Source organism: Escherichia sp. E1V33, assembly GCF_004211955.1.
Lineage (GTDB): Bacteria > Pseudomonadota > Gammaproteobacteria > Enterobacterales > Enterobacteriaceae > Escherichia.
This window is the reverse complement of record NZ_RHJI01000023.1, coordinates 84,149-98,049: the sequence shown is the minus strand read 5'-3', so window position 1 is coordinate 98,049 and position 13,901 is coordinate 84,149. Positions and strand designations below refer to the sequence as shown.

12 protein-coding genes are annotated in these 13,901 nt (G+C 52.0%); 8 read left to right on the top strand and 4 right to left on the bottom strand.

Annotated features, from left to right (window positions below; genetic code table 11):
* Positions 1-73 precede the first annotated feature (73 nt).
* Together moeA and moeB are read left to right on the top strand one after the other, a co-directional pair.
* Positions 74-1,309, top strand: coding sequence for a molybdopterin molybdotransferase MoeA (gene moeA / locus D9742_RS20545; RefSeq protein ID WP_130238069.1), 1,236 nt, complete (start codon positions 74-76; stop codon positions 1,307-1,309).
* Positions 1,309-2,058: a molybdopterin-synthase adenylyltransferase MoeB gene (moeB, locus tag D9742_RS20540; RefSeq protein ID WP_130238068.1), complete on the top strand. Its 750-nt coding sequence runs from the start codon at positions 1,309-1,311 to the stop codon at positions 2,056-2,058. Before moeA ends, moeB begins: the two co-directional genes overlap by 1 nt.
* A gap of 187 nt (positions 2,059-2,245) precedes the next feature.
* Here the strand turns inward: moeB and fsa are convergent, their stop codons facing one another.
* Positions 2,246-2,908: a fructose-6-phosphate aldolase gene (gene fsa / locus D9742_RS20535; protein WP_130238067.1), complete on the bottom strand. Its 663-nt coding sequence runs from the start codon at positions 2,906-2,908 to the stop codon at positions 2,246-2,248.
* A 130-nt stretch (positions 2,909-3,038) separates the two neighbouring features.
* Between fsa and D9742_RS20530 the strand changes: the two genes are divergently transcribed.
* The 4 genes from D9742_RS20530 (at position 3,039) to D9742_RS20515 (ending at position 8,747) form a co-directional block, all read left to right on the top strand.
* Complete coding sequence (locus D9742_RS20530) at positions 3,039-3,938, top strand: glycyl-radical enzyme activating protein (protein ID WP_130238066.1); 900 nt, start codon at positions 3,039-3,041, stop codon at positions 3,936-3,938.
* A gap of 5 nt (positions 3,939-3,943) precedes the next feature.
* Positions 3,944-6,376, top strand: a complete 2,433-nt coding sequence (locus D9742_RS20525) for a glycyl radical protein (RefSeq protein WP_130238065.1) — start codon at positions 3,944-3,946, stop codon at positions 6,374-6,376.
* A gap of 144 nt (positions 6,377-6,520) precedes the next feature.
* Positions 6,521-7,336 (top strand): sugar-phosphatase YbiV, encoded by an 816-nt coding sequence (ybiV, locus tag D9742_RS20520; protein ID WP_130238064.1) that lies wholly within the window; start codon positions 6,521-6,523, stop codon positions 7,334-7,336.
* A gap of 151 nt (positions 7,337-7,487) precedes the next feature.
* Positions 7,488-8,747: a DUF1479 domain-containing protein gene (locus D9742_RS20515; protein WP_130238063.1), complete on the top strand. Its 1,260-nt coding sequence runs from the start codon at positions 7,488-7,490 to the stop codon at positions 8,745-8,747.
* A gap of 223 nt (positions 8,748-8,970) precedes the next feature.
* On the opposite strand, the gene D9742_RS20510 is transcribed toward D9742_RS20515, so the two are convergent.
* Positions 8,971-10,563, bottom strand: coding sequence for an ABC-F family ATPase (locus D9742_RS20510; protein WP_130205149.1), 1,593 nt, complete (start codon positions 10,561-10,563; stop codon positions 8,971-8,973).
* Between the two features lie 218 nt (positions 10,564-10,781).
* On the opposite strand from D9742_RS20510, the gene ldtB reads away from it, so the two are divergent.
* Positions 10,782-11,702, top strand: coding sequence for a L,D-transpeptidase (ldtB, locus tag D9742_RS20505; protein WP_001056384.1), 921 nt, complete (start codon positions 10,782-10,784; stop codon positions 11,700-11,702).
* Positions 11,703-11,760: 58 nt separating this feature from the next.
* On the opposite strand, the gene D9742_RS20500 is transcribed toward ldtB, so the two are convergent.
* On the bottom strand, positions 11,761-12,879 hold the full coding sequence (locus D9742_RS20500) for an anion transporter (RefSeq protein WP_130238062.1): 1,119 nt from the start codon (positions 12,877-12,879) through the stop codon (positions 11,761-11,763).
* A complete protein-coding gene (gene mntR / locus D9742_RS20495) occupies positions 12,876-13,343 on the bottom strand; it encodes a manganese-binding transcriptional regulator MntR (RefSeq protein ID WP_130238061.1) in 468 nt (155 codons plus the stop codon). The genes D9742_RS20500 and mntR overlap by 4 nt, the downstream gene beginning before the upstream one ends.
* Before the next feature lie 185 nt (positions 13,344-13,528).
* Here mntR and mntS point away from each other — a divergent pair, with 185 nt between their 5' ends.
* Entirely contained in the window at positions 13,529-13,657 is a 129-nt protein-coding gene (gene mntS / locus D9742_RS20490; RefSeq protein ID WP_130238060.1) for a manganase accumulation protein MntS, read from the top strand.
* Positions 13,658-13,901 lie beyond the last annotated feature (244 nt).

Here is a 13,901-nt window from a genome sequence, read left to right as displayed (position 1 = left end):
AGGTGGCATACAGTCTGTGACGTTTTTCTGACATAATAGGCAAATTCGATTTTGCCTCCGCAGGAGTGTTTTCATGGAATTTACCACCGGATTGATGTCGCTCGACACCGCGCTTAATGAGATGCTTTCTCGCGTTACCCCACTGACCGCCCAGGAAACGCTGCCACTGGTACAGTGTTTTGGCCGTATTCTGGCGAGCGATGTGGTTTCGCCGCTGGATGTCCCAGGCTTTGATAACTCCGCAATGGACGGCTACGCGGTACGTTTGGCCGATATCACCTCCGGACAACCGCTGCCCGTTGCCGGGAAGTCGTTTGCCGGTCAGCCTTATCATGGCGAGTGGCCCGCTGGCACCTGCATCCGCATTATGACTGGCGCACCAGTACCCGAAGGCTGCGAAGCTGTGGTCATGCAGGAACAGACTGAACAAACGGACAATGGCGTACGTTTTACCGCTGAAGTGCGTAGCGGGCAAAATATTCGTCATCGCGGTGAAGATATTTCTGCGGGCGCTGTTGTTTTCCCGGCAGGTGCTCGCCTGACTACCGCGGAACTACCAGTGATTGCTTCGCTAGGGATTGCCGAAGTTCCGGTGATTCGTAAAGTGCGAGCGGCGCTGTTTTCCACGGGTGATGAGTTGCAGTTACCCGGTCAGCCTCTGGGCGACGGTCAAATTTACGATACTAACCGCCTCGCGGTGCATTTGATGTTGGAACAGCTGGGTTGCGAAGTCATCAACTTAGGGATTATTCGCGACGATCCACATGCCCTGCGCGCCGCATTTATTGAAGCCGACAGCCAGGCGGATGTGGTGATCAGTTCCGGCGGTGTTTCGGTTGGTGAGGCGGATTACACTAAAACCATTCTCGAAGAACTGGGCGAGATTGCTTTCTGGAAACTGGCGATTAAACCGGGCAAACCGTTCGCGTTTGGTAAGCTCTCTAATAGCTGGTTCTGCGGCCTGCCGGGCAATCCGGTTTCAGCAACGCTGACCTTCTATCAATTAGTACAACCTTTGCTGGCCAAATTAAGCGGCAACACCGCCAATGGCCTGCCCGCGCGTCAGCGCGTACGCACGGCATCTCGTCTGAAGAAATCCCCAGGACGTCTTGATTTCCAGCGCGGCGTGCTGCAACGCAACGCCGACGGCGAACTGGAAGTCACCACCACCGGGCATCAGGGTTCACATATATTTAGCTCCTTTAGTCTTGGCAACTGTTTTATCGTGCTGGAACGCGATCGCGGCAATGTTGAAGCGGGCGAATGGGTGGAAGTCGAGCCATTTAACGCGTTGTTCGGAGGCCTGTAATGGCGGAACTCAGCGATCAGGAGATGCTGCGCTACAATCGGCAAATCATCCTGCGTGGTTTTGATTTTGACGGTCAGGAAGCATTGAAAGATTCCCGCGTGCTGGTGGTTGGCCTGGGCGGCCTCGGCTGCGCAGCCTCGCAATATCTCGCAAGCGCGGGCGTCGGTAACCTGACGCTGCTCGACTTCGACACTGTTTCGCTCTCAAATTTACAGCGCCAGACGCTGCACAGTGATGCTACGGTCGGGCAACCGAAGGTGGAATCCGCCTGTGATGCCCTGGCGCGGATCAATCCACATATCGCGATTACGCCGGTAAATGCGCTGCTTGATGACGCGGAACTTGCTGCGTTGATTGCTGAACACGATCTGGTGCTCGACTGCACGGATAACGTTGCGGTACGTAATCAACTGAACGCGGGTTGTTTTGCCGCGAAGGTGCCGCTGGTTTCCGGTGCGGCAATTCGTATGGAAGGCCAAATCACGGTCTTTACTTATCAGGACGGTGAGCCGTGCTATCGCTGCCTTAGCCGTTTGTTTGGCGAGAACGCGCTAACCTGCGTGGAAGCGGGCGTGATGGCGCCGTTGATTGGGGTGATTGGTTCATTGCAGGCAATGGAAGCGATCAAACTGCTGGCAGGTTATGGCAAACCGGCCAGCGGTAAAATCGTGATGTACGATGCGATGACCTGTCAGTTTCGCGAAATGAAACTGATGCGTAACCCGGGGTGTGAGGTGTGCGGGCAGTAATTGCCACCGTATGCCTGATAAGACGCGGCGAGCGTCGCATCAGGCATTTGCTCCAGACGCCAGATGCGGCGTGAACGCCTTATCTGGCCTACGGTTCGGGCGCAGATTTCCAGGCCTGATAAGACGCGACAGGCATCGGTGCACTCCGCCAGTTCATCAGCAATTTATGAGGATGACAAACGTCCTGTTAAATCGACGTTTTACCAAAAGCCCCCTGCCAGTCCTGCTCAAACTTCACTACCGCAGCATCAACTGCCGGATAGCTAATCATCTGTTGCGCAACATCCAGCGGCAGCGTGATTGATTCACATCCTGCCAGTAAGCAGTCCAGCGCCTGACGCGGAGTTTTGAAACTGGCTGCCAGCACTTTCGCCTGTGGCGCATGCATTTTCAGTAACTGGTGTAAGTCGGTCACAGTCTGAATACCACTTCCGCCCTGAGCATCAATTCGGTTGACGTAAGGCGCAACATACTCCGCCCCCGCCAGCGCCGACAGCAGCCCTTGCGCCGCGCCATACACCGCCGTACCCAGCGTTGGAATACCTTCCGCTTTTAATAGCTTAATTGCTGCCAGCCCCTCGGCAGTCACAGGTACTTTAACCACGATATCCGCAATAATAGAACGCAACTTACGCGCATCATTCACCATACCTTCAGCAGTAGTAGACATAACCTGGGCAAACAAACGCCCCTGTCCGCCCATTGCCTCATGTAACTCAGGAAGTAAAACCTCAAGAGGCTTCTTACCTGCCGCCACAATACTTGGGTTAGTTGTCACACCCGCCAACGGAAAAACACGAGCCAGCGCCTTCACTACAGCGACGTCTGAAGTATCCAGATACAGTTCCATAGTCATCCTCTAAATCTACTTTTTGTCTGAATGCAGACTATCACGAGAAAACCCTCTGAACAGTTGACGCACATCAATCTAACTTTCATTCGAAAGTATTTTAATGTTTGAACGAAATAGAGGGGCAACTATGATTTTCAATATTCAGCGCTATTCGACCCACGACGGTCCCGGTATCCGCACGGTAGTTTTCCTTAAGGGTTGCTCACTGGGCTGCCGCTGGTGTCAGAACCCGGAAAGCCGCGCCCGCACGCAGGACCTGCTATATGACGCGCGTCTGTGCCTGGAAGGCTGCGAACTATGCTCGAAGGCTGCTCCGGAAGTGATTGAGCACGCGCTGAATGGTTTACTTATTCATAGGGAAAAGTTAACGCCTGAACATCTGACGGCGCTGAACGACTGCTGTCCGACTCATGCATTAACCGTGTGCGGTGAAGCGAAAGGCGTTGAGGAGATCATGGCGACCGTTCTGCGCGACAAACCGTTTTACGATCGCAGCGGCGGCGGCTTAACACTTTCTGGCGGTGAACCATTCATGCAGCCGGAAATGGCGACGGCGCTACTGCAAGCCAGCCACGAGGCCGGCATTCATACTGCGGTAGAAACCTGCCTGCATGTGCCGTGGAAATACATCGCCCCTTCTCTGCCGTATATCGATCTGTTTCTTGCCGATTTAAAACACGTTGCCGACGTGCCGTTTAAACAGTGGACCGACGGTAATGCCGCGAGAGTACTGGATAACCTGAAAAAACTCGCAGCGGCGGGCAAAAAAATCATTATTCGCGTGCCGCTGATTCAAGGCTTTAATGCCGATGAAGCCACTGTGAAAGCCATTACAGATTTTGCCGCCAGTGAACTGCACGTTAACGAAATCCATTTCTTGCCCTACCACACGCTGGGCATCAACAAATATCACTTACTTAATCTGCCCTATGACGCCCCGGAAAAACCGCTTGATGCGCCAGAACTGCTCGACTTTGCCCAGCAGTATGCCAGCCAGAAAGGGTTAACCGCGACCTTACGAGGATAACAATCATGACAACACTGAAACTGGACACGCTCAGCAACCGCATTAAAGCGCACAAAAATGCGCTGGTACATATTGTGAAACCGCCGGTCTGTACCGAGCGCGCACAGCACTATACTGAGATGTATCAACAACATCTCGATAAGCCGATCCCGGTTCGTCGCGCGCTGGCGCTGGCGCACCACCTGGCTAATCGCACCATCTGGATCAAACACGATGAGTTGATCATCGGCAACCAGGCCAGCGAAGTTCGCGCCGCGCCGATCTTCCCGGAATATACCGTGTCGTGGATCGAAAAAGAGATTGATGATCTGGCGGATCGTCCCGGTGCTGGTTTTGCGGTGAGCGAAGAGAACAAACGCGTTCTGCATGAAGTGTGCCCGTGGTGGCGCGGTCAGACCGTGCAGGATCGCTGCTATGGCATGTTTACCGATGAACAAAAAGGCCTGCTGGCGACCGGTATTATCAAAGCGGAAGGCAATATGACCTCCGGAGACGCACACCTGGCGGTCAATTTCCCGCTGCTGCTGGAAAAAGGTCTTGATGGCCTGCGCGAGAAAGTGGCGGAGCGCCGCTCGCGTATCAACCTGACGGTGCTGGAAGATCTGCACGGCGAGCAGTTCCTGAAAGCGATTGATATCGTACTGGTAGCAGTCAGTGAACACATTGAACGTTTCGCTGCGCTGGCGCGTGAAATGGCAGCGACTGAAACCCGCGAAAGCCGTCGCGATGAACTGCTGGCGATGGCAGAAAACTGCGTTCTTATCGCCCACCAGCCGCCGCAGACGTTCTGGCAGGCGCTGCAACTTTGCTACTTCATCCAGTTGATTTTGCAGATCGAATCTAACGGTCACTCGGTTTCGTTCGGTCGTATGGACCAGTATCTCTATCCGTACTATCGCCGCGACGTTGAACTCAACCAGACGCTGGATCGTGAACACGCCATCGAGATGCTGCACAGTTGCTGGCTGAAACTGCTGGAAGTGAACAAGATCCGCTCCGGCTCGCACTCAAAAGCCTCTGCGGGTAGCCCGCTGTATCAGAATGTCACCATTGGTGGGCAAAATCTGGTTGATGGTCAGCCGATGGATGCGGTGAATCCGCTCTCTTATGCGATCCTTGAATCCTGCGGTCGCCTGCGTTCGACTCAGCCTAACCTCAGCGTGCGTTACCATGCGGGAATGAGTAACGATTTCCTCGACGCCTGTGTGCAGGTGATCCGCTGCGGCTTCGGGATGCCAGCCTTCAACAACGACGAAATCGTCATCCCGGAATTTATTAAACTCGGTATTGAACCGCAAGACGCTTACGACTACGCAGCGATTGGTTGTATCGAAACCGCCGTCGGTGGCAAATGGGGCTATCGCTGCACCGGCATGAGCTTTATCAACTTCGCCCGTGTGATGCTGGCAGCGCTGGAAGGCGGTCGCGATGCCACCAGCGGCAAGGTGTTCCTGCCACAAGAAAAAGCGTTGTCAGCGGGTAATTTCAACAACTTCGATGAAGTATCGGACGCGTGGGACACGCAAATCCGTTACTACACCCGCAAATCGATCGAAATCGAATATGTCGTCGACACCATGCTGGAAGAGAACGTGCACGATATTCTCTGCTCGGCGCTGGTGGATGACTGCATTGAGCGGGCGAAGAGTATTAAACAAGGCGGCGCGAAATATGACTGGGTATCTGGCTTACAGGTGGGTATTGCTAACCTCGGCAACAGCCTGGCGGCAGTGAAGAAACTGGTATTTGAACAGGGCGCGATTGGTCAGCAACAACTGGCTGCCGCACTGGCGGAAGACTTCGACGGTCTGACTCACGAGCAGTTGCGTCAGCGTCTGATTAATGGTGCGCCGAAGTACGGCAACGACGATGATAGCGTCGATACGCTACTGGCTCGCGCTTATCAGACCTATATCGACGAACTGAAACAGTACCATAACCCACGCTACGGTCGTGGCCCGATCGGCGGCAATTATTACGCAGGTACATCATCTATTTCCGCCAACGTGCCATTTGGCGCGCAGACTATGGCAACGCCGGACGGACGTAAAGCGCATACCCCACTGGCTGAAGGCGCAAGTCCGGCTTCTGGTACTGACCATCTCGGCCCAACGGCGGTAATTGGCTCAGTGGGTAAACTGCCTACCGGGTCAATTCTCGGCGGCGTGTTGCTCAACCAGAAACTGAATCCGGCGACGCTGGAGAACGAATCTGACAAGCAGAAACTGATGATCCTGCTGCGCACCTTCTTCGAAGTGCATAAAGGCTGGCATATTCAGTACAACATCGTTTCCCGCGAAACATTGTTGGAAGCGAAAAAACATCCAGATCAATACCGCGATCTGGTCGTGCGTGTCGCGGGCTATTCCGCCTTCTTCACCGCGCTGTCTCCGGAAGCGCAGGACGATATCATCGCCCGTACCGAACATATGCTGTAACTCTTCCGCCCGGCGGCTACCGTCGCCGGGCTATACCATTCACAGTATCAATTTCTCGCTCAATTGCATTCGAAATAAATTTGTGCCCTGCGTCACATTGTTATTACACTGTGGCGGTTTGCATTCATTGCCAGGAGCACTTCTATGAGCGTAAAAGTTATCGTCACAGACATGGACGGTACTTTTCTAAACGACGCCAAAACGTACAACCATGAGCGTTTTATGGCGCAGTATCAGGAACTTAAAAAACGCGGTATTGAGTTCGTTGTCGCCAGTGGTAATCAGTATTATCAGCTTATTTCCTTCTTTCCTGAGCTAAAGGATGAAATCTCATTTGTCGCAGAAAACGGCGCGCTGGTTTACGAACATGGCAAACAGCTGTTTCACGGCGAGTTGACCCGGCATGAATCGCAAATTGTCATTGGTGAACTGCTGAAAGATAAACAGCTAAATTTTGTCGCTTGTGGCCTGCAAAGTGCCTATATCAGTGAGAATGCGCCAGAAGCTTTTGTCGCTCTGATGGCAAAACACTACCATCGACTGAAACCTGTAAAGGATTACCAGGATATTGACGATGTGCTGTTCAAGTTTTCTCTTAACCTACCGGATGAACAGATCCCACTGGTGATAGACAAACTGCACATTGCACTCGACGGCATTATGAAACCGGTGACCAGTGGTTTTGGGTTTATTGACCTGATTATACCTGGCCTGCATAAAGCGAACGGTATTTCACGATTGATAAAACGCTGGGATTTGTCGCCGCAAAATGTCGTGGCAATTGGCGACAGCGGTAACGACGCCGAAATGTTAAAAATGGCGCATTATTCTTTTGCGATGGGCAATGCTGCTGAAAGTATTAAACAAATCGCCCATTACGCTACGGATGACAATAATCATGAAGGCGCGCTGAATGTAATTCAGGCGGTGCTGGATAATCTCGCTCCTTTCAATAGTTGATCTTCCCCGTGGCCGAAGTGAACACTTCGGCCTCTCTCCTTTTTGCTCGCTTTGTGCACTGACTCAAGATTTTTATCTTGCGTTAACTTATTTTTAACTTAAAGTATCAATCGTAATCATTTTACTTTCGAACGAAAGGTGCGAGGTTGATATGACTTTTTCCTGTGAGACGCTACCCACAGATGCGAAAGCGGCTATCCGAGAGATGAAAGCTGCGCTGCGGGAACAGCTCGGTGATGTACAACAGGTTTTCGATACTCTCTCTGCAAAAATCGAAACGCGTATTGCTGAAATCGATGCCCTAAAAGCGCAAGGGTTGCCGGTTTGGCCGGAGGTTTCTTATAGCGATATTGCCGCAGGTACAGTTAGCGATGCCACTCGCAATGAAATTAAACGTCGCGGCTGTGCAGTCATAAAAGGCCATTTCCCTCGCGAGCAGGCGCTGGCGTGGGATCGTGCCATGCTCGATTATCTTGATATCAATCATTTTGATGATGTTTATAAAGGCCCTGGCGACAGTTTTTTCGGCTCACTGGAAGCTTCTCGCCCCGAAATCTATCCCATTTACTGGTCGCAAGCACAGATGCAGGCGCGACAGAGCGAAAATATGGCAGCAGTGCAATCTTTCCTGAACCGCCTGTGGAAGTCTGAAAGCAACGGCAAACAGTGGTTTGATCCTGATATCAGTGTGATTTACCCAGACAGGATCCGCCGCCGCCCTCCAGGTACTACATCTAAAGGCCTGGGCGCGCATACCGATTCTGGTGCGCTGGAACGGTGGTTATTACCCGCTTATCAGCGCGTTTTTGCCAATGTATTTAATGGTAATTTCGATGATTACGATCCCTGGGATGCTGCACACCGGACCGACGTCGAAGAGTACACGGTGGATAACACCACCAAATGTTCGGTGTTCCGCACGTTTCAAGGCTGGACGGCGCTCTCTGATATGTTGTCGGGTCAGGGATTGTTGCATGTGGTGCCTATCCCGGAAGCGATGGCGTATGTTTTATTGCGCCCGCTGCTGGATGACGTACCGGACGAGGAACTGTGCGGGGTCGCACCTGGCAAAGTTCTACCCATTTCAGAGAAATGGCATCCACTACTGATTAAAGCGTTGACCTCGATTCCCGCGATAACAGCGGGGGATTCCGTGTGGTGGCACTGCGATGTGATTCACTCCGTCGCGCCAGTAAACAATCAACAGGGTTGGGGCAACGTGATGTATATCCCTGCTGCACCTATGTGTGAGAAAAATCGGGCTTACGCACACAAAGTTAAAATGGCGCTGGAAAAAGGCGCATCACCTGGCGACTTCCCGCGGGAAGATTACGAAGCAAACTGGGAAGGCCGCTTTACGCTGGATGATCTGAACATTCACGGTAAGCGCGCACTGGGCATGGACGTTTGAGAGTTAATGGAAGTGAATTGATGTGGGATTAAGAAAGTCGGTTCGATGTTGCTCAGATTGCTGACGAAGTGCGCTTTGTTCATGCCGGATGCGGCCTACAAAGTCCTGCAGATTCAATATATTGCAGGTACTGCGTAGGCCTGATAAGCGTAGCGCATCAGGCAATCTTGCGTTTGTCATCAGCCGCCGTCACCCCGACAGTATCGGGGTGACGGATAATAACTTACTCGATCCCTCTGCTACGCAGATAATCTTCGTAGTTACCGCTAAAGTCGATCACGCGTTCCGGAGTGATTTCCAGAATGCGGGTCGCCAGTGAACTCACAAACTCACGGTCGTGAGAAACAAAGATCAGCGTACCCTGATACAGTTCCAGCGCCATGTTCAGCGACTCAATGGATTCCATATCCAGGTGGTTCGTCGGTTCGTCCATGATCAGAATATTTGGTTTCTGCATCATTAACTTACCAAACAGCATCCGCCCTTTTTCCCCACCGGAAAGCACTTTCGCAGGCTTTTTGATGTCATCCTGGCTGAACAGCAAACGACCAAGAATGCTGCGTACCGCCTGCTCATCATCGCCTTCCTGCTTCCACTGACTCATCCATTCGAACACGGTCAGATCATTTTCGAACTCATATTCGTGGTCCTGGGCATAGTAACCAATGCGCGCGTTCTCAGACCATTTTACGGTACCACTGTCCGGTTGCAGATCGCCCACCAGCGTTTTCAATAGGGTCGATTTACCGACGCCATTGGTGCCGAGCACCGCCAGTTTTTCACCGACTTCCAGCAGCAGATTGAGATTCTTAAACAGTGGGCCGTTATCAAATCCTTTAGTCAGCCCTTCCACTTCCAGCGCATTACGGAACAGTTTCTTATCCTGCTCAAAACGGATGAACGGGTTCTGACGACTGGAGGCTTTTACCTCTTCCAGTTTGATTTTATCAATCTGACGCGCGCGCGAAGTCGCCTGGCGAGATTTAGACGCGTTGGCGCTAAAGCGGCTAACGAAGGATTGCAGCTCGGCAATCTGTGCTTTCTTCTTGGCGTTATCGGCCAGCAGACGTTCACGCGCCTGGGTTGCGGCCGTCATGTACTCATCATAGTTGCCCGGATAAACGCGCAGTTCACCGTAATCCAGATCCGCCATGTGAGTACAAACCATGTTGAGGAAGTGACGGTCGTGCGAAATGATGATCATGGTGCTGTCACGCTCGTTCAGCACCTGTTCCAGCCAACGAATGGTATCGATGTCCAGGTTGTTGGTCGGTTCGTCGAGCAGGAGAATGTCTGGATCAGCAAACAACGCCTGCGCCAGCAGCACACGCAGCTTCCAGCCAGGGGCAACTTCACTCATCGGGCCGTAGTGTTGTTCCAGTGGAATGCCTACACCAAGCAGCAATTCCCCCGCACGCGATTCTGCAGAGTAACCGTCCATTTCGCCGTATTTCACTTCCAGATCGGCCACTTTGTAGCCATCTTCTTCGCTCATTTCCGGCAAAGCATAGATTCGGTCGCGCTCTTGCTTCACTTCCCACAACTCTTTATGCCCCATGATCACCGTATCCAGCACGGTGTACTCTTCAAAGGCAAATTGATCCTGACGCAGCTTACCAATGCGCTCATTCGGATCGAGGGAAACGTTGCCCAGCGTCGGCTCAAGGTCGCCGCCGAGGATTTTCATAAAGGTGGATTTACCACTACCGTTCGCGCCAATCAGGCCGTAACGGTTGCCGCCGCCAAATTTGACGGAAATGTTTTCAAACAACGGCTTACTGCCGAACTGCATGGTGACGTTACTGGAAACTAACACAGGCGTATCCTGAAAAGAGATATGACAAACCGCGCATTATGCCATAAGTCTGAAAGAAGATCCTGTCCGTCGCTTAAGGTCTACACTCAAGCCAAAGGCAAAAAATGTGATTTCGTACACATCTGATTTCACTGTTAGCTGGAATGAACATATAATGCGCTTCCAATACTCTAATATTCTCAACCTAATGGCCTGCCAGGCACTAAATCTCGCTTAACATGAATATGAAATTGAAAACATTATTCGCAGCGGCCTTCGCTGTTGTCGGCTTTTGCAGTACCGCCTCTGCGGTAACTTATCCTCTGCCAACCGACGGGAGTCGCCTGGTTGGTCAGAATCAGGTGATCACTATCCCTGAAGGTAACACTCAGCCGCTGGAGTATTTTGCTGCCGAGTACCAGATGGGTCTTTCCAACATGATGGAAGCTAACCCAGGTGTGGATACCTTCCTGCCGAAAGGCGGCACCGTACTGAACATTCCGCAGCAGTTGATCCTGCCAGATACCGTACATGAAGGTATCGTCATTAACAGTGCAGAGATGCGTCTGTATTACTATCCGAAAGGGACCAACACCGTTATTGTGCTGCCGATCGGCATTGGTCAGTTAGGCAAAGACACGCCTATCAACTGGACCACCAAAGTTGAGCGTAAGAAAGCAGGCCCGACCTGGACACCGACTGCCAAAATGCACGCAGAGTACCGCGCAGCGGGCGAACCGCTTCCGGCTGTCGTTCCGGCTGGCCCGGATAACCCGATGGGGCTGTACGCACTGTACATCGGTCGCCTGTACGCTATCCACGGCACCAACGCTAACTTCGGTATCGGTCTGCGCGTAAGCCACGGCTGTGTGCGTCTGCGTAACGAAGACATTAAATTCCTGTTCGAGAAAGTGCCAGTCGGTACTCGCGTGCAGTTTATTGATGAGCCGGTGAAAGCGACTACCGAACCAGACGGCAGCCGTTACATTGAAGTCCATAACCCACTGTCTACCACCGAAGCCCAGTTTGAAGGTCAGGAAATTGTACCGATTACCCTGACGAAGAGCGTACAGACAGTAACCGGCCAGCCAGACGTTGATCAGGTTGTTCTGGATGAAGCGATTAAAAACCGTTCCGGGATGCCAGTTCGTCTGAATTAATCTTCAAAACTTAAAGCAAAAGGCGGAGTGATATTCCGCCTTTTTAATTTGCCAGACCTTATCCCGCCGGGATCATAACCAACAAAACATATCCCACCAGCGCCGCCCACAACAGCATCGGTATTGAATAGAGATGGAAACGCCACCAGATACGGCGATCGTTCGCCATACGTAGCGCAATCAAATTTGCCAGCGATCCGGGTAATAACCCAAAGCCACCTACGTTTACCGCCCATGCCAGAAATAAAGACGGCGGTACATAATTGAGCAGCAAAATCGTGCTCGGCACGTTACTGATTACCTGCGATAAACCAATCGCAGTCAGCCATAATCCAGGATCAGATAAATGACTCACGTTGCTCAACACGCCCTGTAATGCCGGAAGCTGGGTCAGTAAATGGACGTCAATAAACATCGCCATAAACACCAGCAGCAGCGTCCAGTCCACACTCAGCACCACGCGACGCGCCAGAAGCGCAAAGCCCGCCGCCACAATCACCAGCCCCCACAGTTCTTGTTTTAGCTCAAGCGACGTAAGAAAGACGATATACAGCCCCAGACAACTCCACACCAGCCGCGGCTTCCACTCAGGCATCTGCGCACCCGTATGATATTGCAGTGCCTTTCCAGGGAAACAACACCAGCACAACAGCAGGAGTGTCAGCATCATCGCACCAGCCAGCGGGGCCATTTGGGCAATAAAACCAACAAACGAAAGACCAGAGCGTCCCCAGATGAGGATATTTTGCGGATTGCCAATCGGCGTCAGCAACGATCCGGCATTCACCGCCAGCGCCTCAAAAATAATCAGCCGATTAACCGGGATCTCACACAGTCTTTTTAGCGTGACGGTTAGCGGAACAACAATAAACAGCGCGACATCGTTGGTCAGAAATGTAGAAAGCAGCGTCGCCGCCAGCACCATAAACATCGCCAGTCGACGCTCAGTAGCAAAACGGCGCACCATTTTGCGCCCAAGCACGTCAAAATAACCGCTTAACTCGACGCCTTTGGTCAGCAGCATCAGACCACTTAAGGTGATGATGGTGTGCCAGTCAATAGCGCCAGGCCAGGACTTAGGTGTGAAAGGAACGAAAAAACTTAATCCGATGCCAACAAGAATTAATAACTGAAAAAAGCGATCGCCTTGCAGCGTGCGTAAAAAGGGCAGACTCATTTGGCACCGTGTTTCTGGGTAAACAAACGAAAGGCGTCCAGCGTCTCTTCACTGACATGGTGCTCCATGCCTTCCGCGTCGCGGCGGGCGATTTCCGGGCTAACGCCCAATACCAGCAAGAAGTTTTCAACTATCTGATGTCGTTCGCGGCTTTCCTGTGCCAGTTTCTCTCCTTCCGCCGTTAAAAACACGCCACGCCAGGGGATCATTTCAATCAATCCCATTGTTGCCAGTCGCTTAAGCATTTTAGCCACCGTAGGTTGAGAGACTCCCAGACGGGCGGCCATATCAACCTGACGCGCTTCTCCAACCTCCCTTATCAGGTCAGAAATCAGCTCTACGTAATCGTCGATAAGTTCACGGCGATGTGCCTCTCTGACCTGGCGGAATCCTTCAACGTGCTCTTCCACGTTCACTAACTGCGTCACTTTTTTTGCTGATGGCGTACCTGCGCGACGACTCATTGTGCTTCCTCATTATGGTGACGCATACATAGCGTTCTCATTTCGTGCGCACATTGTAAACCAGAGTTGCGAAGGCACAAAAAATTAACGTTTTAGCAATAGCTATATAATATAGCCTGTGCTATATCTGTATGTAATGCAATCATCCCTCAAGGACCGACGGGATTAGCAAGTCAGGAGGTCTTATGAATGAGTTCAAGAGGTGTATACGCGTGTTTAGTCACTCTCCCTTTAAAGTACGGTTAATGCTGCTCTCGATGTTGTGCGATATGGTCAACAACAAACCGCAGCAAGATAAACCTTCCAATAAATAGCGGCGTCGCGGTACGCCGCTTCACTCCTGCTTTATTGCAGGCATAGATTGTTCAGGATTGAAAACCCCCACTTTTTATCGGTTTTGCTATTCTCCTCGCAAAAGATTTGTTCCTCAGTAGTTGACCTGAACGGCAGCTCGCTCTATCTTCTTGCAGCCCTGCGTATATTGCGGCTCGCAGATGCGGACCCTTCCCCCTCTTCACGCACTCTTGCAGGTATTGACCCTTGACGCCAGGGTAAGCA

Bases quoted from the DNA above. Each gene is read 5' to 3' on its own strand.
- moeA (WP_130238069.1), top strand. From the start codon at position 74: ATGGAATTTACCACCGGATTGATGTCGCTCGACACCGCGCTTAATGAG.
- moeB (WP_130238068.1), top strand. From the start codon at position 1,309: ATGGCGGAACTCAGCGATCAGGAGATGCTGCGCTACAATCGGCAAATC.
- fsa (WP_130238067.1), bottom strand. From the start codon at position 2,908: ATGGAACTGTATCTGGATACTTCAGACGTCGCTGTAGTGAAGGCGCTG.
- D9742_RS20530 (WP_130238066.1), top strand. From the start codon at position 3,039: ATGATTTTCAATATTCAGCGCTATTCGACCCACGACGGTCCCGGTATC.
- D9742_RS20525 (WP_130238065.1), top strand. From the start codon at position 3,944: ATGACAACACTGAAACTGGACACGCTCAGCAACCGCATTAAAGCGCAC.
- ybiV (WP_130238064.1), top strand. From the start codon at position 6,521: ATGAGCGTAAAAGTTATCGTCACAGACATGGACGGTACTTTTCTAAAC.
- D9742_RS20515 (WP_130238063.1), top strand. From the start codon at position 7,488: ATGACTTTTTCCTGTGAGACGCTACCCACAGATGCGAAAGCGGCTATC.
- ldtB (WP_001056384.1), top strand. From the start codon at position 10,782: ATGAATATGAAATTGAAAACATTATTCGCAGCGGCCTTCGCTGTTGTC.
- D9742_RS20500 (WP_130238062.1), bottom strand. From the start codon at position 12,879: ATGAGTCTGCCCTTTTTACGCACGCTGCAAGGCGATCGCTTTTTTCAG.
- mntR (WP_130238061.1), bottom strand. From the start codon at position 13,343: ATGAGTCGTCGCGCAGGTACGCCATCAGCAAAAAAAGTGACGCAGTTA.
- mntS (WP_130238060.1), top strand. From the start codon at position 13,529: ATGAATGAGTTCAAGAGGTGTATACGCGTGTTTAGTCACTCTCCCTTT.